Genomic DNA, 22,622 nt, shown 5'->3' on the forward strand with positions numbered 1-22,622 from the left:
TCTCCGCCCGGTCTAATGGATGATATTGATCAACAGGCGTTGCAACAAGCCCTGGAAAAGTGCGCGGCAGAGCCCATTCAACAAATCGGGCAGATTCAGCCGCATGGCGCCTTGTTGGTTTTAAGCGCTGATCGTCCTTACACGGTATTGCAGGCGAGCGCCAATATTAGCGAATTTTTCAGCGAATTGACCGGCGATGTTTACGGTAAACCGCTTCAGGAGTTGGTCGGCGAAAAAATTGCCGGGCAAATCGAGCAAATGTTTCAATCGGCGCAGAGTAAAAACACTGCCGCCGGGAAACTCAGCATTCCCCAGCGCCAGGGCCCTTTTGATCTACAGGCCCATGCTTATTTGAGTGACGGGCTATTTGTGCTGGAACTCGTGCCTGATCACGACGCCGACCAGGAAGGGCGATTGTCCGAATTGCTAATGGAAATGCAGGAATCATTGCTGAGATACGACGCGAATAGCGATTTCTCGCGCTATTTCGATGATGTCGCGCTGTTGGTGCGGCGGATGAGCGGCTACGATAGCGTGATGATCTATCGGTTTGACTCTAATTGGAACGGTCAAGTGATCAGCCAAAATAGCGTGGATCATGCGCCATCCTACCTTGGGTTGCACTTTCCGGCCAGTGACATTCCGCCACAAGCGCGGCGCCTTTACACGAGTAATCTGGTACGCTTGGTTGCCGATATTGATGCCGAGCCGGTGCCCATTTTACCTGGCCTCAATCCCGTAACCGAAAGGCCCTTGGATATGAGTTACTCGGCGTTGCGTTGCCTGTCGCCGATACATATCCAGTATTTGCGCAATATCGGTGTGCAGGGCTCAATGGTGATTTCTTTGCTGCAAAACGGCCGATTGTGGGGATTGATAGCTTGTCATCACTTCACGGCAAAACGTGTGTCGATTGCTCAACGCGAAGCGGTGACGTTTATAAGCCGGATGGTGTCGTCGAAATTATCCTCGATTGAGGCCTTGGAGCAGTACAACTGCGTTGCCAGCGCTAACCATGTGATCGGTGAGTTGCTGAATTATATTTTTACCGATCACGAGCAACGGGTCTTGCAAAGGTTACTACCGCCATTGATGGCGTTGCTGGATGCAACCGGGATATTAGCTGTGGTGGAAGGTAAGCGGCATGTTTACGGCGAGGTGTTGAAACCTGCAGATCTAGGGGCATTATTGCTCTGGCTGGGCAAACAAGCCAGCGGCCAGATATTTAGTTCTGATCATCTTGCCAATGATTTTTTACCGGCAGAAAAATACCAGGAAATAGCCTCAGGGATATTGACCACACCGCTGCCCGGCGATATGCGCAATGTCATAGTTTGGTTCAGACAGGAAAAGCCGCGCACCGTAAGCTGGGCGGGCAAGGCCGAGAAAGGCTTGGTGATGGACAAAAGCGGAAACTACCAACTGACACCGCGTAAGTCATTTGAAATGTGGACGGAATTATGGCGGGGTCGCAGCGAACCTTGGTCGCCTGTACAAATTGATATTGCCCGGATGTTGGCGATGACCTTACCCGAGGGCTTGGCACAAAAAAGCCGGTTGGAGCACGCGCTGAGACAGCAACAGTTATTGGACGCGGAGCTGCGGATTGCCGCTACCGCTTTCGAGTCGCAGGAAGGCATCGTGGTTTTGGACGAGAATCGCTTGATACTGCGGGTAAACCAGGCGTTTACCCGTATTACCGGTTACCTCAGCGAGGAAGTAGTAGGCAAGAATCCGCGGGTATTGGAATTGGATTTGCAGGGTCTGGTCTATTACGAGGAGATGTGGGAAAGGGTCAATAACTCAGGGGTCTGGGAAGGTGAGATTTCTAGTAAACGCAAGGACGGTGCGGTGTTTCCCATGCATTTGGCCGTCAGTACGGTGAAAGACCCGACGGGTTGCATCAAAAATTATGTGGCCACGTTTGTAGATATTACCTCGATTAAAGCCGCTGCCGAGGAAATTGAGCGCTTGGCGTTTTATGACCCGTTGACCGGTTTGCCGAATCGCCGATTACTGCAAGATCGTTTGAAACGAGCGCTGATTGCCAGTGCGCGTAGCGGGCGGGAGGGGGCCATCCTGTTTATCGATTTGGACAATTTCAAGACCTTAAACGACACCCTCGGTCACGACATGGGTGATTTATTGTTGCAATTGGTGGCACAACGTTTGGTGGCTTGCGTGCGCGAAGGCGACACGGTTTCGCGCCTGGGCGGGGACGAATTTGTGGTGATGTTGACGGATCTGAGCGATGAAATGCTGGATGCCGGCGCGCAGACCGAAGTGATAGCGAATAAAATCCTTACTGCCTTGACGCAAACCTACCGGCTTGCCGACCACGAATATCGCAATTCGCCCAGTATCGGCGCGGTGTTATTCAACGACCATGATTCGGACATAGAAAGCTTGCTGAAACAAGCCGATATTGCCATGTACCAGGCCAAAAAAGCCGGGCGGAATACCATACGTTTCTTCGACCCTGCGATGCAGGCCAGTATCAATGCTCGGGTCAAATTGGAGGCGGATTTACACGGTGCTTTAGCGGATAAGCAATTCCAACTGTATTATCAGCCGCAAGTCTCGCAGGGTTTGGATATTATCGGTGCTGAAGTCTTAATCCGTTTTCAACATCCCGAACGCGGCTTGATTTCACCGGCTGAGTTTATACCTTTGGCCGAGGATATTGGTTTGATTGTGCCGATAGGGCGTTGGGTACTGGAAACCGTTTGCCGACAACTGAAGATTTGGGAAAGCAGCACACATACTCAACATTTGCAACTGGCTGCAAATGTCAGTGCGCGGCAGTTTAGGCAAACTGATTTCGTCGACGTGGTGCGGCAAATCATTCGAGAGAGCGATATCAATCCCAATCGCTTGAAGTTGGAGTTAACTGAAAGTCTGGTGCTCGACGATATTGATGAGACCATCCGCAAAATGCATGCGTTAAGGGAAATTGGCGTGCGTTTTTCAATGGATGATTTCGGCACCGGGAATTCCTCGTTATCTAATCTTAGAAAACTGCCTATCGATCAATTGAAGATTGATCAAAGCTTTGTAAGAGATATTTCTGTCGATCCGGACGATACCGTGATCGTCCAAACGATTATTGCCATGGCCAATAATTTGGGGTTGGACGTGATAGCCGAAGGGGTGGAAACCGAAGAGCAACGTAGTTTTCTGGAAAACCATGGCTGCCATACATTTCAAGGCTATCTCTACAGTAAACCCTTACCGTTAGATAGCTTTGAACGCTTGTTACCCTAGGGGGTTATTAACTAGTTGAGGACGGATTTGATAAGAGCCTCCTTAGAGCTTGCTCGATTAGTTTTGGAGCGAGTCCAAGCATCATTCGCAGAGCCCGACCTGGCATATACAGGTCAAAAAATTCCCACGGCAAATACTTATCTGTAGAATCGCGGTTTTTTTGCCAAGCGATCCGGGGAGCAAAAGTCGAATGGGTAGAGCGTATCAAAACCGTAAAGTTTCCATGGCCAAGACGGCTGACGCCAAGGCCAAGGTTTACAGCAAATATGGTCGGGAAATCTATATGGCCGCCAAATCCGGTGGTATCGATCCATCCGGCAACTTGACTTTGCGGGGGTTGATCGATAGAGCCAAAAAAGACCAAGTGCCTACGCATGTCATCGAAAAAGCCATCGATAAAGCCAAGGGCGGCGGCGGGGAAGATTTTGCGCCTGCCCGCTATGAAGGCTTTGGACCTGGCGGTTGTATGGTGATTGTCGATTGCTTGACCGACAATCCGAATCGCACGTTTGGCGATGTACGGCTGTGTTTTACCAAAACCAAATGCAAGATCGGTACGCAAGGTGCTGTCAGCCATATGTTCGATCATTCGGCAATTCTGGCGTTTAAACACAACGACGAGGATGCCGTGTTGGAAGCCCTGCTCAGTGCGGATGTGGATGTGTCCGACATCGAAAACGAGGACGGCAAGTTGACCGTGTTTACCCCTCATGCCGACTACGCGAAAGCCAAGCAGGCCTTGACGGATTTGTTGGGCGAGATCGATTTTGAAGTGGATGAAATTCAGTTTATGCCTAGAAGTGTTACCCCTATCAGCGGCGGCGATGTGGTGATGTTCGAAAAGTTTTTGGATATGTTGAACGACCTGGATGACGTGCAAAATGTTTTCCATGATGCCGAATATTAAGGGCAAAACCGTTCGGTAATTTGAGATATTGCATTCAGGAACCTCAGCGTTCCTGATCCACTAAAGTGCATTGCCATTGCTTGTTTTAGCGTGATAACGCGGCTATTGTTTCTTTTTGTAAAACAAACAATATGTATTAGAGGGCATTGTTGATAAATTATATCTATCTTATAGTGTAAGCGTGTTTATTACGGAGTAACAAAAATGAATGACTTACAAAAAGATATTTTGAACGGTTTGGCTTTTATCACCGGCGTGATCGGTTTTATGTCAGGCGAATTTATTCTTTCATCGGCACTATTTGCTTCAACGACTGTTGCGAGCAACATCAACGCAAATCGGAAAAAGCGCCAGGATTAAGCTGGCTTACTATAGGGCGGTTATATTGGCCTATATCGTTTTAGCAGGGAAATAAGGCATCGGCTTAGGCCGGGTTTTTCCGGAGTCTGCTGTCTCTTCTCGGCTTTATCCTAATCTAGGCGATCAATAAATTTGCATTTGGTCGACAGATTTAAAAATCTATCCGCTCCGGCGCCACCCGCAACACTTCCTCAATGGTGGTAATGCCGGCGGCAACTTTTTCCGCGCCACTTAGTCGCAACGGGCGCATACCTTCTCTGATCGCTTGGCGTTGCAGCAACAGTGTGTCGCAGCCTTCCACGATCAATTTTTGCAGGGTCGGCTGGTTTTCGAAAATTTCGTAGATGCCGATACGGCCGGCAAAGCCGGTATTGCGGCAGGTCTTGCAACCAACAGCTTTATAAATGTGTTTAGGGGTAGCGACTTTAAACGGCGCCACCAATGCCTGCCACTGAGCTTGGTCTACGGTTGTCGCGGTTTTGCATTGCCCACATAGCACCCTTATCAAGCGTTGAGCCATTACCCCCAAAATGGTTTGCTGAATCAGATAGCCTGGCAAGCCAAGATTTAACAAACGTGTCACCGCAGCTGGTGCGCTATTGGTATGGAGGGTGGAAATCACTAAATGTCCGGTCAGCGAAGCTTGCACGGCCATTTCCGCCGTCTCCAAATCGCGAATCTCCCCGACCATAATAATGTCGGGATCTTGCCGAAGTAGGGTGCGAATCCCACTGGCGAAATCCAAGCCGATATTGGCCTGAGTCTGCATTTGATTGAAAGCCGGCTCTATTTGCTCGATGGGGTCTTCCACGGTGCATAGATTGATTTCCGAGGTGGCCAAACGCTTCAGCGTGGAATATAAGGTAGTGGTTTTGCCGGAGCCAGTCGGGCCTGTCACCAGAATAATGCCGTGGGTCTGGCTGGTCATCCGGTTCCAAATCCCCAGCTCCTGTTTATTAAAGCCCAACTGCTCGTAATCGCGCAGCAGCACTTCCGGGTCGAAAATTCGCATCACCAGCTTCTCGCCAAACGCAGTCGGCATGGTGGAAAGCCTTAGTTCTATCTCTTTGTCGTTGCTATTTTGGGTCTTGATCCGGCCGTCTTGCGGCAGGCGTTTCTCGGCGATATTCATCCGGCCTAGAATCTTCAAGCGGCTTAAGACCGCATTCATAATCGGCATCGGTAGTTGATAAACCTTGTGCAGAATGCCGTCGATCCTGAATCGCACATTGCCTTGCTGACGGCGCGGCTCGATGTGAATATCGCTGGCGCGCTGGTCGAAGGCATATTGCAGCAACCAGTTGACCAGATTCACCACATGCTGATTGTTCACGTCCAAATCGGCGCTTTTACTCAGCTCGACCAACTGTTCGAAGTTCTGGCCTTCCGCAGTGCGGCCATCATTGTGGGTTTGCGCGCCTTTCAGCGATTTGGAAAAGTTATAAAACTCGTCCAGATAGCGTTTGATCTCGTCCGGATTGGCAAACACGCAGCGAATCTTGCCGTGGTGCATCTTCGCCAGGTCGAGTTGCCAGGCACGGATGAAGGGTTCGGCGGTGGCTACCACGATTTCATCGGCGTCGATCTTGATCGGCAAAATATTATAATTGCCGGCGTAAGCCTTGCTGAACAAGGCAGTGACCGTAGGTACGTCGATTTTTAGCGGGTCGAAATAGTAATAAGGCATAGCCAGCTTTTTCGCCAGCCATTGGGTCAAGTCTTCTTGCGTCAACGGCGTGCCGAGCTGGCTTTGGTCGGCGAGTTCGCACTCTGCTAAGACCTTTAACGGATGCTTGTTGAGATTGATTTTGGCGGCTGCGTATTGCCGGCATTTTTCGACATCCTTGGCGGATAACATGCCGTCTTCTTCCAGCCACTTCACGATCTGGTTGATGTCCAGCTTTCTGTCTTCGGATTTGTGTTCTTCCCGCATACGCCTGGTTTGCTATGATATAAAGGTTTAGTCTAGCCAAATATGCAGGACGCTGTGTAGATTTAAAGCTTGGCGGTGGAATTTTCAGGCAGAGCATGGAACACTGCAAAAAGGCAAAGTGAGACGACGACAAGAGCTATAATAGCGAATCGATTCTTTAATATGGAGTGGTTTAAGTCTTAACCCTACAATTAAAGCTTCCAGAAACAAACTACTTTCAGGATTTTTAAGCGATGTTTACCCAATTGCATCCAGGCAAGAACCGGGCACTTTTGATAGAAGTGTGTTTATTGACCAGTGCACTGCTGCTGCCCGGATGCGCGAGTACGGAAAAGCGTGACGAGCTTTCCGTTAATGAAGCGGGCCATGCTGATCCGTACGAGGGATTTAACCGGTCCATGTACGGTTTTAATATGACACTGGACAAATATTTTTTTAAGCCGGTTTCCGATGGTTATAAATTTATTACACCTGATTTCATGGAAACTGGCGTCAATAATTTCTTCACCAACTTGAAGGGTATTAACGTGGTGCTCAACGATGTCCTTCAGGGTAAATTCCAACAGAGCGCTTCGGACGCCGGACGCTTTTTAACCAATACCACCATCGGCGTGGGTGGATTAATAGACGTCGCCAGCGAAGTCGGTTTAAAAAACAATGTTGAAGATTTTGGGCAAACTTTGGCCGTGTGGGGAGTCGGGCAAGGTGCGTATTTGGTGCTGCCGGTTTTTGGGCCCACCACTATCCGCGATGGCGGCGCGGGCATCCTCGATAGAGCCGCCAACCCAGGTACCTACGTGCCGGGTACCGGTATTCTCGAGGGGATTAATGATCGGGCAAATGCCGAAGGGGCGTTGAACTTTATCAATGAGGCTGCTTTAGACCCTTATGTGTTTACTCGGGAATCCTTCCTGCAATATCGGCGCAATTTGGTCAATGACGGAAAAAGCGACAGCGCGAACTATGATCTCGATATTGATCCCACCGTTGACGCTGCGTCTGAACCCAAGCCCGGCAGCTCGGAAGTTCTCAAGCCATCCCTAGACACCACGAACAAGACTGAACAGAGTGGTTCACCGTCCACTCAGCCTGCCGTCGGCGCTACTCCCGATACCAAGGCCTTCGACAACATGCTGCAATCGTTTGAAGAAGCTTCAAACAAGCTCGATAAACTGAGTAAGCACAGACGTAGAAGGTGAGTAAAGACCTGGATAAAGCCCGTTATGCGGCTTTATCCAGGCAAGCTCTTTTGACTGTTTGGTAACGTATTGGAGAAGGCCTTTTTTCCACGATGTACTAGGGGCTGTTGCCATTTTGAAACGATAGCCTTGAAATCGAACGGCTCTGCCTCATTGATTGATTTTTCAATCAGCAGACAAGTGAGCTATGCCGCGACAAATGTTTACGGATGCATACTGGAATAAATTCAAAGCCATCCTGTTAAGCCTGGGGATTTATGACAAGCCTTCGCTCAGGCAAACGGTAGAAGGGATTTTTTATCGCATGCGAGTCGGCTGCCCCTGGCGAGACCTGCCTGCCACGTTTGGTAAGTGGAATGCAGTCTACAAACGGTTTAATGCGTGGTCACTGCAAGAAAAACTGATGGGCATCTTTCGAGGCCTGGTTGTGGCACCGGATTTGGAATGGACCTTTATTGACGGCAGTATCGTGAAAGCGCATCAGCATAGTAGTGGTGCGGCTCATGAACAGGATGCCGCGATTGGGAAATCCGTTGCGGGTCACACCACGAAAATCCATATGGCCGTTGATGCCTGTGGGCTGCCTATTCATTTCTCGATCACCGGTGGTGAAGTCCATGACTGCAAAGAAGCGCCGGAATTAGTGGCTAAACTGCCTTTGGCTGACTACACGGTCGCTGACAAAGGCTATGACAGTGAACCTCTACGGATTCAAATTCGCGAGAAAGGGAGTGTCCCCATCATTCCTCGAAAACAAAATTCAACAGTCGGGAATGATGGAATGGATTGGAGCCTCTACCAATATCGCCACCTCGTTGAAAATGTCTTTGCGCGATTGAAACATTTCAGAGCCATCGCGACGCGATATGACAAATTGAAACGCAATTTTGAAGGCGTTGTCACTTTGGCCTGCGCTTTCATTTGGCTACCCATGTAAAACGGCAACAGCCCCTAAGCAACGCCTCGGGGCAATCCAGAGGTTTGGTGTTTGAGCGAATTTGATCTAATCGGATGGTGCGGAATGATCGGATACAGATTGCTTAGCGGTTTGCCGCTTTTTCCTGACAGCATAAAAGTAGGTCATGCCGGAAATGGTGCCGCATACCGTGGCTAATTTATCCAGAATAGGCGCGACGGTTACTATCAAAGGTTCATCGACCAGCCCCAACCAGACGCCAAAAGCGCTTAGGCCGGTCGGCGTGGCTATTGTCGCCGCGACAGCCGATAGCCCGGCAATGATGCTAGTCGCCATGGCGATATGTTCTACTCTAGTGGCAATAACTTCGTGGTTCATGTGGATTGCGGGCGTAGTTGGTGGACTAATCGCAACCGGGTTTCCCGGCGGCTCAGCAGAAAAATCGCCTGCATTTTAGTCAGTTTCGAGCTGCTTGTCAGCGGGAGTGGGCAGCGAATGCTGGCAAAGATTGTCGGCAATCGTTGGCGTTATCGGGCTGAGGTTTCTTTGCTGCGCTGAGTGCCGGCAATATCCGAAATTGGTGTTTGACATTCCTCTGAACCTGGAGTAATACGGTGTCGTATTGGAGTGAAACTGCATGTTCATTCCGAAACCTGCCGCCAGCCTGCGGTGTATTCAGGGAGTTTAGAACGCTATGTCTTCCCTAACTGTTTCCAGTGTTAATCAATCCGGCTTTCAACAGTTGAGCGCGCTGACGGCCAAAAGAAATGCCGACCAAGCCGAGCAAATGGCGCAAGCCTTGAGAAAACAGGCGGATGCCGTTCAAGCTCAAGCCGACCAATATGCAGCCAAAGCCCAGGCGCTCGATTCCCAAGCTAGTAAGGCCAAGGTGAACTCTGACGCTGCACACTTAAGACTGAATCTGTCCAACGCTTTTCAAGATGCAGGCGCGCAGTTAACTAAGACTATTCAGAACGCCGAGGTAAGACCGTCTACCTATTCGCAAACCTTGGCGGGTATAACCACAACTTCTGCGGCTGATGACAATAAAGCAGTGGGGAGTTCAATAGACATCGTTGCTTAGCCTGATTACCGTTCAGTTAGATAAGCAAGAGGTCGTCAAAAAACAGTAAGCGAGGTGACATCATGTTGTCGTCAATCAATACCACCAACCTGGATAAATCCCAAAGTCTGATCCAAACCAGTATCCAGCGCCTTAGCTCCGCGAAGCGGATCAATTCGGCCGCCGACAACCCTGCCGGGTTGGCAATTGCCGATGCCATAAGCAGTCGTTTGGGAGGTCAAAATCAAGCAATCGGCAATATCGGCAAGGGTCTGTCGCTTACGGATACAGCCGGTAGCGCATTAACTCAGGTAACCGACAACCTGCAACGCATTCGTGAATTGACGGTGCAAGCCGGAAACGGCTCTCTGTCGGTCGCTGATCGGCAAAGCCTTCAGGACGAGATCAACGGCTTGGGTAAAAGCATTGATGGTATCGCCGGCAACACCCAGTTCAACGATCAAAAACTGTTGGACGGCAGTTTTTCCGGTCAATTGCAAATCGGCCCCAATCCCGGAGATACCCTTGGCTTAAGCCTCAGTAATGTATCCAGCACCGCCCTGGGTGTGTCGGGATTGGATGTATCGAGCGCTGCAAATGCGTCCAATGCGCTGGATAGCATAGACAGTGCGATTAAAAATGTCGGGAATCAGCAGAGTAACTTGGCAAGTACTGCTGCAGGCTTGAATTCAAATCTGGCGAATCTGAGCAGCAGCTATCAGAATCTGGCCGAAACCCGCAGCCGTATTCAAGACACTGACTATGCGCAAACGGCTGCTGACTTGAACAAGGGAAAGTTGCAAAACCAGGTGGCTAGCTACGCGCTCAAGCTATATCAAGACAATCAAAAAGCCGCATCGGCGTTGTTAACCGGCATCTGAACGCCGTGTGACCTGCATCTGCACGTCAGGTTTTGATTGTCCGAAATCGCCTATCGCTTTTCCGCTGTTTTATCGGCGCGCTGCCGCTGCTTAGGCGGAAGGATGGGTAGCCTAGTGGGCGTGATTGCTTAGTGACGACGCAGTAAGCGCTTACGCAGTTTCAGCGGTTTTACCAGGACAGGAAAAAGCGCGAAGCGCCGCACCAACCATTTTCTGAATTCTTCCAGCAGCAGCATTCCTAGCACAAAAGGCAAGGTAAACAGCCAAACGCTGGCGTCTATCGGCGCGGTGCCGAACAGCGCGTTGCCCCACGGTGTGTAGACAATCGTCAGAATCAACGCAATTTCTAGAGCGATGCCGGACAGGATCAGCTTATTATCCGTAAATGATGTGGCCAACAGGCCGCGTTGCCGCTGTTTGCAGATAAACACATTCGCGATCTGCATCATGATGATTGCGGTCAGGCAGGCGGTAGTGGCTTGCAGGTAGAGCGGGTGATGGCTGGACAATATCTCGCCATAATCCCAGCCGCCGCGATGCAACACAAAAAAGAATGCAGCCATTGCCGCGAGTGCTTCCAGCAGACCTAGGAAGCCGTAAGCCCTGGCCAGCAAGCGCCAGTCGATCAGCGTTTCCTTGTAAGAGCGCGGCGGTTTGTTCATGGCGGATGCATCCGGTTTTTCCACGCCCAAGCCCAAAGCCGGCAGCATGTCGGTGCCCAAGTCAACCGCCAAAATCTGGATGATGGTCAATGGCAGCGGAATTTTGCACAACACAAAGGCTAGATAAGGGATCAGTTCCGGGATGTTGGAGCTGAGGATATAGGTCAGGAATTTGCGGATATTGTCGAACACCGCGCGGCCTTCCTCAATGGCGGCAACGATGCTGGCAAAGTTGTCGTCCAGCAAAATCATATCGGCCGCTTCCTTGGCGACATCGGTACCGGCCTTGCCCATCGCAATGCCGATGTCGGCTTTCTTCAAGGCCGGTGCGTCGTTGACGCCGTCACCTGTCACCGCGACCACATGTTTCTTGCGCTGCAAGGCATCCACGATCAGCATTTTCTGGTCGGCGCGGACCCTGGCGAAAATAATCTCCGGCGCATCCAAGGCCACCTGCAACTGGCTGGACGTGAGTTTTTTCAGTTTATCGCCGGTAATCACCTTGGGATTTTCGGTTTTGACCAAATCGATTTGCCGGGCAATCGCCACGGCGGTATGCGGATGGTCGCCGGTAATCATGATGACTTTAATGCCGGCGATATGGCATTGCGCGATGGCATCCGTGACTTCCGGCCGCGGCGGATCTTCCAAGCCCACCAGGCCGCTGAAGATCAAAGCTTGTTCCGGCTCGGCTTCGAATGGGTCCGATAGGGGCCGATAGGCAAACGCCAGCACGCGCAATCCTTGGTCTGCCAGGGTTTTTAGAGCGTTTAACAGCTGTTGACGACCAGCGTCACCGAGAGGTTCTACGTTACCGTGCATCACAATGTGCCGGCACAGCGGCAGCACCATTTCCAGCGCACCTTTGCAAAACAACATTTTGCCTTGTGGTGTATTGTGAATAGTCGACAGGCGTTTGCGGTCGGTATCGAAGGGCACTTCGCCGATTTTCGGGTAATCGATGCGCATGCCTTGTTCATGTGTCATGGACACCAACGCCACTTCCATCGGGTCGCCCAGCAAACCTTTGCCTTCCACGTGTTTCAGGCTATGGCACAAAGCTGCGTTGGCTAAAAAGGCGGTGTGATGTTGCAGGCTATCGCTGCCCAATTGCTCGGGTTGCCAATATTGATTGTCCAGAAACAGCTGCTTAACCGCCATGCGGTTTTGAGTCAGCGTACCGGTTTTGTCGGTGCAGATCACCGTGGTCGAACCCAAGGTTTCCACCGAGGGCAGGTTACGGATCAAGGCATTACGCTTGGCCATGCGCTGGGTAGCCATCGCCAGCGACAGCGTCACGGTGGGCAGCAGACCTTCCGGGACATTGGCGACGATGATGCCGATTGCGAACATGAAATTTTCCCAAAACGTAAGGCCGATGATTTGCCCGATAAAGAAAAACACCACACCCAACAGCAGGGCCAGCAAAGCCACAAAACGGCTGAGGCGGCGGATTTGCAATTGCAGCGGCGATTGGCCTTTGATCGTGGTTTTTAGGGTGTGAGCAATCTTGCCGAACTCGGTATGCATGCCGGTGGCAAACACCAGTGCCTTGCCTTCGCCGGCTACCACCGAGGTACCGGCGAGCAGAATGTTGCGGCTTTGGCTGATGTCCTCGACATCCGACACTTGCGCATCGCGGCCCTTGGGGAGTGACTCGCCGGTGATGGTGGCGTTGTTTACCCGCAAATTAAATGCTTCCAGCAGCCGGCAATCGGCCGGCACGTTATCGCCTTCCTGCAATACCAGCAGGTCGCCCGGCACCAACTCGTCGGCGAACACCAAGCTTAGCTCGCCGTCGCGGATCACTTTGACTTGATGCGGTAACAGCTTTTGTAAGGCGGCGATTGCCTGCTCGGCTTGATGCCGTTGCCAGAATGAGAAACAGCCGTTGATCGCGATGACGCCCAGCACCGCATAGCCCAAAGTGGCCATGCCCTCGCCGGGTTGCCGGGATTCCGCGAAAAACGCCAAGCCGGCTGCCAACCATAAAATTAAGGCAAAAAAGTGCAGAAACTCTTGGGCAAACAGTAGCAACGCCGAGGTCTTTTTCGATTCCTCGATACGGTTGAAGCCAAATTCATGTAAACGGCCTTCAATGGCGGCATCGGCCAAGCCGTCCATGCTGGAGCCTAAACTGTCCAGAGCTTCTTCGGGGCTTAGATGGTGAATTTTCATGCTCGTAATCCGATCAGCAGAATTAGGTTCGGCAGTTTAAAACGACTCGGAGTATTTCCGGTATGCGTCGCGGTGTGTCCATCAGCTTACTTGCGTTTTGGATGGCGTAGCAGGCACACTCTCTCATTTTTGGTTTGGACAGAAAAGATGAGCTTGAATTGCTGCTATTCTCTCGCGCCTTTCGCCGTCAGATACACGACTGTGTTGGCTTTATGTGCTTTGCAAGGCTGCTTTTCGCCGCTGGCGCTGGACAGGGCAGTTGTCGAATACGACAAGGTTGCCACCGATATTTTGTCGAAACAGTTGTTGCTGAACATCGGCCGGGCCCATCAGCACCAACCCATGCATTTCACGGGTGTTTCGAACATCGCCGCTACGTTTAATTTTCAATTCAATGCCGGCGCCACGCCGGCTTTTACCGGTGAAGTCGGTTCGGTGATGACACCGGTATTTGGCGGGACGATGTCGGAAAATCCGACGATCAGTATCGTACCCATCGAAGGCGAAGAGTTTACCCGGCGCTTGTTGACACCGTTTCAGGAAAGCAAGCTGACCATGTTGTTGCGGCAAGGCGTGGACGTGGATTTGGTGCTGCGTCTGCTTGCTGGCGAGCTGCGGCTAAACGGCGGCGAGCAGGCTGGCGTGTACTTGAACAAACCCATGGATGGTGACGGTTATAGGCTGTTCCGCCAAGCTGTGCTGCATTTGTCGTCCATTCAGGATAGCCATAAGTTGTTTGTGGAACCGTTGATATTCAATCGCAGCTGGAGTCTGCCTGCCGAATCGCTAAACGCCGAGCAATTGGCTGCTTTGCAAAAAGACTATAAAGTTGAGTTTAGCGCAGACCAAAAGCAACTGACCTTAACTAAGCGGGTGACCGGACGAATCCTATTGACCAATTACGATCCCGTAACATTGAGCAACGAAGAGCGTTTGCGTTTGCATGAAGAAGCCGATCAAGGCGCCGAGAACGATGTCAGCGTCGATATTCGAGCAGGCTATCCTGGTGGCGAGTGGCCGCTGCACGGTGTATTTCGCTTGCGCAGCTTTCACAACGTGTTGAATTTTATCGGACAAGCGATAAATGATGATCCGGAGTACCCCGTTGACAAGCATCCTCGCACGCCTTCGGTGAGCGAGAACCCGGTGCACACCATGGCTTTATTGGTCGATGAAGACGAGCCATCAGCAACCGAGATTAGCGTGCGCTTCGGCGATTATTATTATGCCTTAGAGCCGGAAACCGGCTATCAATGGAATCGGGAAGGTTTTAGATTGTTATGCCAGATTTTTCAAATGACCATGACCGATTTGGCGCGCAAAGGTGCGCCGGAAATCACCATTTCCAAATAAACAGGAGACATTTTGAGCGAAACTATCGATAAAAACATGGTGATGCGCTGCGTGGCCTATCAAAAAGGCCTGGGCATCGGTGACGTTACCATCGAAGACATCAGCGAAGTGTTGCTGAAAGACGATACCTTTATCTGGTTGGGTCTACGCGAGGCGAATGCCGAGATATTGAGAAAAATTCAGCAGGAGTTTGGTTTGCACGATCTGGCGATTGAAGACGCTTGTGCCGCGCACCAGCGGCCGAAGATCGAGGAATACGGCGATTCCTTGTTTATCGTGTTGCACACGGCGGAATTGATCGAGAAAAAAGTGGAATTCGGCGAGACGCACATTTTTATGGGGCCGCGCTTTGTAGTCACCGTGCGCCATGGCGCGTCGCAGAGTTTGAGCAAGGTGCGTGAGCGTTGTCAGGCCATGCCGCACCAACTCAGCAAGGGGCCGGGTTTTGCCTTGTATTCGATTATGGATTTCATCGTCGATAATTACATGGTGGCAATTGCCGGCTTGCAGGACCGCTTCGATGTGCTGGAATCCGCGATATTTCAATACCGGCCCAGCCGGCAAACCATGGAAGACTTATACGAGCTAAAGCGCGAATTATTGCTTTTGGAAGGGGCGATTAATCCGGTCATCGACATTTGCAACGAGTTGATGCGCTTTCATGTTGGCCTGATACATAAGGATGTCAGAGTATATTTCCGCGACATAGCCGATCACATCAAGCGCGTTGATCAGGCTATCCACGGTATGCGCGAGATGTTGCTGGCGGCGATGCAGGTGCATCTGACTTTCGAAACCGTGCGGCAAAACGAAGTGGTCAAACGCTTGGCCGGTTGGGGGGCGATTTTAGCGATACCGACTATGGTATTCAGTTGGTACGGCATGAACTTCCGGCATATGCCGGAACTGGATTGGGCCTATAGCTATCCCTTGGTAGTGGGTAGCGTGGCAGTGTGCAGCTTGGCCTTGTATTGGCGTTTGAAGCGGGCAGGATGGTTGTGAACTACAAACCCGCTAAGAGTTTCCCGGTTGGGTGAATATTTATCCGCTTGGCTTTGTATCAGTTCCCGCTCGCCTGCAATTGCTTCAGCGTTTCCGCGACCCGTTTGGCATCCAGGGCCGGGTCTACATCGTCATCGATACGGCGTATGGTTAAGTCGGGATCGACGATAAAGGTCCAGCGTTTGGCCATGTTCAATATGGGCATTTTTACGCCGTAGGCTTCGCTGACTTTGGCGTCCGCGTCAGACAATAAGGTGAAGGTCAGTTTGTGTTGCTGATGAAATGCCAACAGATCCTGGACGTCATCCGTACTGATCCCGTATACCTCGGCATTTTGTTTGCGGATCAGTTCGATGGCGTCGCGGAAAGCGCAAGCTTGCGCAGTGCATCCGGGTGTACCGGCTTTAGGATAAAAATACAAGACTGTCCAACCTTTCCCGCGCCGAGCGGCTAAACTTACTGGGTCGCCAGCGTGCGCTTGCAGTTGAAATATCGGTGCCGATTGGCCAACTTGCAGCGGAGCCGCGTTTGCTGTCATCGCAAACGTTGGTAAGGCGAGCAGCATGAAGACCAAGAGCCTGAATGTAAGAGTGTATTTTTGCATGCATGATCTCCCTTAAGGGGCTTACGACGGTGAAATACCGAATGTTTTTGTGTTTAATTATAATCGCCAGTATGCCGCAGAAAGCCGCTTACACAATGGTGAATAGGTAATCGCAGTGATTCGTTTGGATAGGCCCGACATCCATTTTCAACAGATAAGCCCCATGGTTCGGGCGTCCGGACCGAAAGCCGGAAAACTTTAGTGTTACGGTTCACCTTATATTTCACTTATATTACTCGTGGTTTTAGGCCGGTTGTTTTTAAGTTTTTGGCCGGCTGGTGTCTATTTTGGAGTTGAATAACGGAATAAGCAAAATGACGCGACCGTATTACTTTTCCCGGTTTTCTCGAATTTTGTGGCTGAATCTGGTCATGTTTGTGATTTTCGTGATCGCATTCGCGGTTTACGTGCGCGCCGAGAAGCAAATTGATCGCGCCAACGAAATCCGCTTTGCGTCACACTTGCTGGCCGATGAATTTAGGCAATCGTCCAACGATCTCTCGCATGTGGCGCGCAGTTATGTCGCGACCGGCGATCCGGTTTATAAACACTATTTTCAAGAGATTATCGACATTCGCGACGGCAAACTGCCCAGGCCCGAAAATTATCACGACATGTATTGGGACTTGGTGATCGCCAATGCTCATCCGGCGCCGCAATCAAGCACGCAGCCGGTGGCCTTGCTGGAGTTGATGCGGCAAGCCGGGTTTTCCGAGCAGGAACTGGCGAAAATGGCCGAAGCCACGGCCGATTCCGCTGCACTTATCCAAATAGAGCGCACGGCGATGGACATGGTTGATTCGAATCAGGGAATGCCCGACGGCAAATGGCATCAAGTCAATCTAATGCTGCACGATGCGACTTACCATCGAGCAAAAGCGAAAGTCATGCAATCGATCATCGACGCCTTCGAATTGATAGACCTGCGCACGCAACAGAGTGTGGTTGCCAGAGCGCGTATTGCCTTTTGGTTGCGGGTGGTGTTTGTGGTGTTCGGGGTTATGTTGTTATTGACGCTTTGGCGGGCGTATCGGACTTTACACGCAATATTGGGAGCCTCGGTCGATGAATTGCACGATCAGATCGTGCGTTTGGGTAGCGGCGATTTTTCCGCCGATATTCCGGTATGCAAGGGCATGCGCAACAGCGTGTTGGGCTGGCTGGCGGAAACGCGGGCCAGTTTGGCAAGCGTTGAAGCCGCGCGCCGCACTGCCGAGGCAAGAAATCTGCGATTGACGCAATTGTATGCCGCGCTAAGTCAATGTAACCAAGCCATCGTTCGCTGTACCAGCGAAGCCGAATTATTCCCGCAAATCTGCCGCGACGCCGTGATATTTGGCGGCATGAAAATGGCCTGGATCGGCATGCTTGACCAAAACAGCCAAACTATCAAACCGGTTGCCTGTTATGGCATCGGCATCGAGTATCTGGATGGCATTGAAATATCAATAGACGAGAACCTGCCGACCGGGTGCGGACCAACCGGTACCGCAGTCAGAGAGGACAAGCCATATTGGTGTCAGGATTTTCAACACGACCCCGCCACCATAGCCTGGCATGCGCGTGGGGCAAAATTCGATTGGCAGGCTTCCGCGGCCTTACCCTTGCATCGAAACGGCAAGCCGGCTGGGGCGTTTATGCTGTACGGCGATCAAATCAATGTGTTTGACGATGCCGCGCGCAATCTGCTGTTGGAAATGGCCATGGACATCGATCATGCCATCGGTGGCTTCGAGCGTGAGGCCGAGCGCCAGCAAGCACAGCAGATGGAAAGTTTGCGGGTGTTTATGCTGGAACGGCTCAACGGTAACCTGCAGTTGACGGATATTTTGCATGATGCGGTTACCGAACTGGAAATTATGTTGGCTGGTAGCGTTTGTTCGATTTTGCTTGTGGATGATGACGAACGTCTACGGCTAGGCGCGGCACCTAGTCTTCCGGATTTCTACAATCAGGCGATCGATGGGCTAAAAATTGGTGCCGGAGCGGGGTCGTGCGGCAACACCGCGTACACCGGGCAAAGAACGATTGCGGAAAATCTGGCCGAGCATCCCTTTTGGCAGCCTTTTTTGCCGCTGGCAGAACGGGCCGGTTTGGCGGCATGCTGGTCGGAGCCGGTACTCTCCGCCGGTAAAAAAGTGCTGGGTACCTTTGCGATTTATCATCGTCACCCTGCCGTTCCCAGCAAACATGAATTGCGCTTGCTGGAAATGGTCGCGCATTTCGTCGCCTTAGCTATCGAACGTAAGCAGGCGGAGGAGCACATTTATTACTTAGCCAATTACGATTCGCTCACCGGCTTGCCGAATCGCAGTCAATTGGACGATCACTTGAAATATGCATTGAGTTTGGCCAAACGGAGTAACGGCCACTTAGCTCTGATGTTTCTTGATCTCGATCATTTCAAAAATATTAACGATACCTTGGGGCATAGCGTCGGCGATGCGCTATTGGTGGAGTTAGCCAATCGGCTTTGTGCCGTGTTGCGCGAAGAAGATACCGTGACCCGTTTGGGCGGCGACGAATTTATTTTCTTGTTGCCGGGCACCGATGCCGGCGGGGCCGCGAATGTCGCGCAGAAGCTTCTTGATGCGATAGCCGAACCTTACCGGATTGAGGAATTCGATTTGACGATGAGCGCATCGATTGGCATAGCCTTGTATCCGGACGATGGCGAGGACCTGGAAAGCCTGTCTAAAAGCGCCGATGTGGCCATGTACCGAGTCAAAACCGATGGCCGGCACGGTTACCGCTTTTTTACACCGGAAATGCAAGCTCGCGCCCAGCGTAATCTGCAACTGGTTAATGCCTTATGCCATGCCTTGGACCGTCAACAACTGCATGTTTATTATCAACCGCAGGCGGACATTCATAGCGGGCGCGTGATCGGTGCGGAAGCTTTGTTGCGCTGGCGGCATCCCGAGTTTGGCATGGTTTCGCCGGCCGAATTCATCCCGGTGGCGGAAGATAGCGGACTGATTTTGCCTATCGGCGAGTGGGTATTGCAAACGGCGGTGCGGCAAGCGAAAACCTGCTTTGATCAGGGGTTGGGGCCTTTGATCATGGCGGTCAATCTCTCGGCTGCTCAATTTAGCCATCCGGCCTTGCCGGAGATGGTGTCGCGTATTTTGGAAGAGGAGGGCTTGCCGCCCGAATATTTAGAATTGGAATTGACCGAAGGCGTGTCGATGCAGAATCCAGAAGCGGCTATAGCGGTGATGAATAAATTGCATGAGCGCGGAGTACGCATGTCTATCGATGACTTTGGTACCGGTTATTCGTCGCTGAGTTATCTGAAAAAATTTAAAGTATACAAATTAAAGATAGACCAATCTTTCGTGCGCGACATCAGTACTGATTCGGAAGATAAAGCCATTGTCAATGCGGTGATTAGTTTGGCCGCCAGCCTGGGTTTGCGGACCATAGCCGAAGGTGTGGAAACGGTTGAACAACGGGAGTTTTTGCGCGAACAGGGCTGTCAGGAGATTCAAGGCTATTTATTCGCTAAGCCGATGCCCAGCGAACAATTTGAGCTGTTTTTGCGGCAAAGTGTTATCGAGTCCACCATAGCGATTTGAATAGCATACAAATTGACGAAAGGGTGGAGCGGGTCCATGCTTGCTTACTAAATTCGGCGGTGCTGGTGACTGGCAATGCCTTGCATCTTGATTTTTCGCCGACTTAACGGAGTCAGCCCTTGAACGACGTCAATCCCATTTTTAAAAATCTGCCCGATTCGCTGCCGATTTCGCCATTGTCGATCCTGATTATCGTCACGGTGCTGGTCGGCGCGAGCATGTCGTTTTATACCATTCCCGCCGAGTCAGAGGGGATTGTGTTGCGCTTTGGCGAATACATCGAAAAAGTCCCGTCCGGTTTGCACGCCAAACTGCCATTTGGCGTGGATAGCGTCATCACCGTGCCGACTCAGCGGCAACAGAAGCTGGAGTTTGGCTTTGCCACGGCAGGTTTCACCAACCCGGATCAAACTGGCGACGAGCCCGCGTTGGAAAAATCTATGGTAACCGGTGATCTGAACTCGGCGCTGGTCGAGTGGATCGTGCAATACCGGATCACCGATCCGGAAAAATATCTATTTGTGGTCCGCGACCCCGGTGTGACTTTGCGGGATATTTCCGAAGCCGTGATGCGGGAAGTGGTCGGTGATCGCACTGTCGATGAAATCATCACCATCGGTCGACAGGAAATTGAAGAAACCGTGCTGGCGCGAGCACGCTTGTTGGCCGAGCGCTATCAATTGGGGGTGTCAATTAACCAGGTACAGCTCAAAAATGTGAATCCACCCGAGCCGGTACAGCCCTCGTTCAATGAAGTGAATCGTGCTCAGCAAGATAGAGAGAATGTCATCAATTTGGCTAATGGCGAATATAACAAAGCCGTGCCGCGTGCACGTGGTGAAGCGGACCAGAAAGTTCGCGCGGCCGAAGGTTATCGTTTTAAACGAATTAACGAAGCGGAAGGGGATGTCACCGCTTTCAATCAAGTGTTGGAACAATATTTAAAAGCCCCGGACGTGACTCGTGCGCGGATTTATCTGGAAACCATGGGCGAGGTGTTACCGCAAGCCAGCCAGCAAATTATTGTCGATGACACGGTGCAGCAAATATTGCCGATGTTGCCGTTTCCCGGTCAGGCAGCGGGAGTAGTGAAATGAATTTATCGATAAGAACCTGGCTGTTAATCGTAGTTTCGGGGTTTTTGCTGTGGCAATCGGTGTTTACTGTCGATCAAACCGAGCAAGTCATCATCACCCAGTTTGGTAAACCGGTCGGCGAGCCGATCACCGATCCCGGCTTGCATTTCAAAATTCCGTTTACCCAGCAAATTAACAGCTTTGATAAGCGTTATCTGGCCTGGGATGGGCCGATGGTGGAGATGTCTACCAAAGATAAGACTTATGTGCAGGTGGATACTTTCGCGCGCTGGCGCATCACCCAGCCCATGCAATATTACTTGCGATTACGCGACGAACGCAGCGCGCAATCGCGTTTGGAAGATATTTTAGGTAGCGAGACCCGCACCGCGATTGCCCGCCATGAATTGATCGAAGTGGTGCGTTCTGACAAAGATCGCAAACCCTTGCAAGACGAAAGTTTAGGGCCGTTGACCGGCGAAGGCACCATAGGGGTGCTGCGGCCAATCCGGGTGGGCCGGGCGGCAATCGAAAAAGATGTGTTCGATGCCGCAGCGCCGAAATTGGCGGAATTTGGTATCGAACTGCTGGATGTGCGCTTTAAACGCATCAATTACAACCATCAAGTGTTGGAGCGCATCCACCAACGGATGATCAGCGAGCGCTTGCAAATTGCCCAGCGCTTCCGCTCGGAAGGCGAAGGCGAGGCGGCCAGAATTAACGGTAATCGGGACCGGGATATCAACGAAATCGAATCGACGGCCTACAAGCGAGTGCAGGAAATTCAAGGCGAAGCGGATGCCAAGGCCACGGAAATTTACGCTAAGGCATACGGGCAAAAGTCCGAGTCCGCCGAGTTTTACAAATTTTTGAAGAGCATGGAAACCTACCGCAAAGTAATAGACCGCGACGCCACTATAGTGCTGTCTACCAACAGTGATTTATTTGGCCTGTTGAAGCGGGTGGAGCAAAAGAATCGTTGATAGTCGCCAAAACAGCGCTGCTGTTTGTATCGCCAATAAGCAAAAATTAAGCTACGGACGGCAAACTTTATCGCAAGCAAATAATTGTTTAACAGGAGGTTTGCGATGTTAAAAACAACAACAGTCATCGTTTTGGGTTTATTGGTTTCGTCGGCTGCGTTGGCCGACCATGAGCATTGGGGGCATCATCATGGCCACCATCATCACGGGCATTATCGGCCGATGTACCGGGAAGAAGTGGTTTATTATCAACCCGCCCCGGTCGTTGAATATGTGCCGGCCCCCCAGTATTACGCGCCACCTCCGCCACCGGCTTATTACGGCTACGATCAACGCTCGCCGCAAGGTTTGTTGGGTGGGATGGTCGGTAGTGCGATGGGCTATCAGCTCGGAAATGGCGACCCGATTGCCGCCGGCATTGGTGCCGCCGCCGGGGCTTTGCTCGGTAACGGTATGTACTGAGATTGCCTGATCGGAGCGCTCAATATTCCAGTAACTTGAAAAAACTTTTCGGCGCGCCGCAAATCGGACAATCCCAGTCGTCGGGGATGTCCTCCCAGCGGGTGCCGGGCGCGATGCCGCTATCCGGGTCGCCCTTGGCTTCGTCGTAAATGTGTTCGCATTCCTGGCAATGGTATTTTTTGTAATTGCTCATTGGATTTT

At 51.4% G+C, this 22,622-nt stretch carries 18 protein-coding genes; 13 read left to right on the top strand and 5 right to left on the bottom strand.

The window, feature by feature from the left end; all coding sequences use genetic code 11:
- Positions 1–15 precede the first annotated feature (15 nt).
- The 3 genes from ACWAU0_RS14605 (at position 16) to ACWAU0_RS14615 (ending at position 4,531) form a co-directional block, all read left to right on the top strand.
- Positions 16–3,264, top strand: coding sequence for a bifunctional diguanylate cyclase/phosphodiesterase (locus ACWAU0_RS14605; RefSeq protein ID WP_205450704.1), 3,249 nt, complete (start codon positions 16–18; stop codon positions 3,262–3,264).
- A 190-nt stretch (positions 3,265–3,454) separates the two neighbouring features.
- Positions 3,455–4,171 carry a YebC/PmpR family DNA-binding transcriptional regulator gene (locus ACWAU0_RS14610; protein ID WP_319962602.1) on the top strand — a complete coding sequence of 239 codons (717 nt, stop codon included), beginning with the start codon at positions 3,455–3,457 and terminating at the stop codon, positions 4,169–4,171.
- 204 nt (positions 4,172–4,375) lie between these two features.
- A complete protein-coding gene (locus ACWAU0_RS14615) occupies positions 4,376–4,531 on the top strand; it encodes a hypothetical protein (protein WP_165786410.1) in 156 nt (51 codons plus the stop codon).
- Positions 4,532–4,682: 151 nt separating this feature from the next.
- Here the strand turns inward: ACWAU0_RS14615 and tfpB are convergent, their stop codons facing one another.
- Positions 4,683–6,464 carry a type IV pilus assembly ATPase TfpB gene (gene tfpB / locus ACWAU0_RS14620; RefSeq protein WP_319962603.1) on the bottom strand — a complete coding sequence of 594 codons (1,782 nt, stop codon included), beginning with the start codon at positions 6,462–6,464 and terminating at the stop codon, positions 4,683–4,685.
- Between the two features lie 233 nt (positions 6,465–6,697).
- On the opposite strand from tfpB, the gene ACWAU0_RS14625 reads away from it, so the two are divergent.
- Complete coding sequence (locus ACWAU0_RS14625; protein ID WP_458137085.1) at positions 6,698–7,663, top strand: MlaA family lipoprotein; 966 nt, start codon at positions 6,698–6,700, stop codon at positions 7,661–7,663.
- A gap of 187 nt (positions 7,664–7,850) precedes the next feature.
- Entirely contained in the window at positions 7,851–8,600 is a 750-nt protein-coding gene (locus tag ACWAU0_RS14630; RefSeq protein ID WP_458137086.1) for an IS5 family transposase, read from the top strand.
- A gap of 66 nt (positions 8,601–8,666) precedes the next feature.
- Here ACWAU0_RS14630 and ACWAU0_RS14635 read toward each other — a convergent pair whose 3' ends face one another.
- Positions 8,667–8,957, bottom strand: a complete 291-nt coding sequence (locus tag ACWAU0_RS14635) for a hypothetical protein (RefSeq protein ID WP_458137087.1) — start codon at positions 8,955–8,957, stop codon at positions 8,667–8,669.
- A gap of 316 nt (positions 8,958–9,273) precedes the next feature.
- On the opposite strand from ACWAU0_RS14635, the gene ACWAU0_RS14640 reads away from it, so the two are divergent.
- Both ACWAU0_RS14640 and ACWAU0_RS14645 read left to right on the top strand, forming a co-directional pair.
- Positions 9,274–9,663, top strand: a complete 390-nt coding sequence (locus tag ACWAU0_RS14640; RefSeq protein WP_415880445.1) for a hypothetical protein — start codon at positions 9,274–9,276, stop codon at positions 9,661–9,663.
- 62 nt (positions 9,664–9,725) lie between these two features.
- Complete coding sequence (locus ACWAU0_RS14645) at positions 9,726–10,523, top strand: flagellin (RefSeq protein WP_458137088.1); 798 nt, start codon at positions 9,726–9,728, stop codon at positions 10,521–10,523.
- Between the two features lie 128 nt (positions 10,524–10,651).
- On the opposite strand, the gene ACWAU0_RS14650 is transcribed toward ACWAU0_RS14645, so the two are convergent.
- Positions 10,652–13,363 carry a cation-translocating P-type ATPase gene (locus ACWAU0_RS14650; RefSeq protein ID WP_458137089.1) on the bottom strand — a complete coding sequence of 904 codons (2,712 nt, stop codon included), beginning with the start codon at positions 13,361–13,363 and terminating at the stop codon, positions 10,652–10,654.
- 147 nt (positions 13,364–13,510) lie between these two features.
- On the opposite strand from ACWAU0_RS14650, the gene ACWAU0_RS14655 reads away from it, so the two are divergent.
- The gene (locus ACWAU0_RS14655; RefSeq protein WP_415880448.1) at positions 13,511–14,716 is read left to right on the top strand and encodes a hypothetical protein; all 1,206 of its coding nucleotides are present in this window, start codon (positions 13,511–13,513) and stop codon (positions 14,714–14,716) included.
- A gap of 36 nt (positions 14,717–14,752) precedes the next feature.
- A complete protein-coding gene (corA, locus tag ACWAU0_RS14660) occupies positions 14,753–15,718 on the top strand; it encodes a magnesium/cobalt transporter CorA (protein ID WP_033155758.1) in 966 nt (321 codons plus the stop codon).
- Between the two features lie 58 nt (positions 15,719–15,776).
- Here the strand turns inward: corA and ACWAU0_RS14665 are convergent, their stop codons facing one another.
- Complete coding sequence (locus ACWAU0_RS14665) at positions 15,777–16,322, bottom strand: peroxiredoxin (RefSeq protein ID WP_458137090.1); 546 nt, start codon at positions 16,320–16,322, stop codon at positions 15,777–15,779.
- Positions 16,323–16,636: 314 nt separating this feature from the next.
- Between ACWAU0_RS14665 and ACWAU0_RS14670 the strand changes: the two genes are divergently transcribed.
- From ACWAU0_RS14670 to ACWAU0_RS14685, 4 genes are all read left to right on the top strand, one after another.
- Complete coding sequence (locus tag ACWAU0_RS14670) at positions 16,637–19,900, top strand: bifunctional diguanylate cyclase/phosphodiesterase (RefSeq protein WP_458137091.1); 3,264 nt, start codon at positions 16,637–16,639, stop codon at positions 19,898–19,900.
- A gap of 119 nt (positions 19,901–20,019) precedes the next feature.
- Positions 20,020–20,997, top strand: coding sequence for an FtsH protease activity modulator HflK (gene hflK / locus ACWAU0_RS14675; protein ID WP_458137092.1), 978 nt, complete (start codon positions 20,020–20,022; stop codon positions 20,995–20,997).
- Positions 20,994–21,959 (top strand): protease modulator HflC, encoded by a 966-nt coding sequence (hflC, locus tag ACWAU0_RS14680; protein WP_458137093.1) that lies wholly within the window; start codon positions 20,994–20,996, stop codon positions 21,957–21,959. Before hflK ends, hflC begins: the two co-directional genes overlap by 4 nt.
- A gap of 105 nt (positions 21,960–22,064) precedes the next feature.
- Positions 22,065–22,421 carry a hypothetical protein gene (locus ACWAU0_RS14685; protein ID WP_458137094.1) on the top strand — a complete coding sequence of 119 codons (357 nt, stop codon included), beginning with the start codon at positions 22,065–22,067 and terminating at the stop codon, positions 22,419–22,421.
- Between the two features lie 19 nt (positions 22,422–22,440).
- On the opposite strand, the gene ACWAU0_RS14690 is transcribed toward ACWAU0_RS14685, so the two are convergent.
- The gene (locus ACWAU0_RS14690; RefSeq protein ID WP_319963167.1) at positions 22,441–22,614 is read right to left on the bottom strand and encodes a rubredoxin; all 174 of its coding nucleotides are present in this window, start codon (positions 22,612–22,614) and stop codon (positions 22,441–22,443) included.
- Positions 22,615–22,622: the final 8 nt, after the last annotated feature.

The organism is Methylomonas sp. Uni0009 (genome assembly GCF_054188105.3).

Excerpts from the sequence above, each read along its gene's own strand:
- ACWAU0_RS14605 (WP_205450704.1), top strand. The coding sequence starts at position 16 with ATGGATGATATTGATCAACAGGCGTTGCAACAAGCCCTGGAAAAGTGC.
- ACWAU0_RS14610 (WP_319962602.1), top strand. The coding sequence starts at position 3,455 with ATGGGTAGAGCGTATCAAAACCGTAAAGTTTCCATGGCCAAGACGGCT.
- ACWAU0_RS14615 (WP_165786410.1), top strand. The coding sequence starts at position 4,376 with ATGAATGACTTACAAAAAGATATTTTGAACGGTTTGGCTTTTATCACC.
- tfpB (WP_319962603.1), bottom strand. The coding sequence starts at position 6,464 with ATGCGGGAAGAACACAAATCCGAAGACAGAAAGCTGGACATCAACCAG.
- ACWAU0_RS14625 (WP_458137085.1), top strand. The coding sequence starts at position 6,698 with ATGTTTACCCAATTGCATCCAGGCAAGAACCGGGCACTTTTGATAGAA.
- ACWAU0_RS14630 (WP_458137086.1), top strand. The coding sequence starts at position 7,851 with ATGCCGCGACAAATGTTTACGGATGCATACTGGAATAAATTCAAAGCC.
- ACWAU0_RS14635 (WP_458137087.1), bottom strand. The coding sequence starts at position 8,957 with ATGAACCACGAAGTTATTGCCACTAGAGTAGAACATATCGCCATGGCG.
- ACWAU0_RS14640 (WP_415880445.1), top strand. The coding sequence starts at position 9,274 with ATGTCTTCCCTAACTGTTTCCAGTGTTAATCAATCCGGCTTTCAACAG.
- ACWAU0_RS14645 (WP_458137088.1), top strand. The coding sequence starts at position 9,726 with ATGTTGTCGTCAATCAATACCACCAACCTGGATAAATCCCAAAGTCTG.
- ACWAU0_RS14650 (WP_458137089.1), bottom strand. The coding sequence starts at position 13,363 with ATGAAAATTCACCATCTAAGCCCCGAAGAAGCTCTGGACAGTTTAGGC.
- ACWAU0_RS14655 (WP_415880448.1), top strand. The coding sequence starts at position 13,511 with ATGAGCTTGAATTGCTGCTATTCTCTCGCGCCTTTCGCCGTCAGATAC.
- corA (WP_033155758.1), top strand. The coding sequence starts at position 14,753 with ATGGTGATGCGCTGCGTGGCCTATCAAAAAGGCCTGGGCATCGGTGAC.
- ACWAU0_RS14665 (WP_458137090.1), bottom strand. The coding sequence starts at position 16,322 with ATGCAAAAATACACTCTTACATTCAGGCTCTTGGTCTTCATGCTGCTC.
- ACWAU0_RS14670 (WP_458137091.1), top strand. The coding sequence starts at position 16,637 with ATGACGCGACCGTATTACTTTTCCCGGTTTTCTCGAATTTTGTGGCTG.
- hflC (WP_458137093.1), top strand. The coding sequence starts at position 20,994 with ATGAATTTATCGATAAGAACCTGGCTGTTAATCGTAGTTTCGGGGTTT.
- ACWAU0_RS14685 (WP_458137094.1), top strand. The coding sequence starts at position 22,065 with ATGTTAAAAACAACAACAGTCATCGTTTTGGGTTTATTGGTTTCGTCG.
- ACWAU0_RS14690 (WP_319963167.1), bottom strand. The coding sequence starts at position 22,614 with ATGAGCAATTACAAAAAATACCATTGCCAGGAATGCGAACACATTTAC.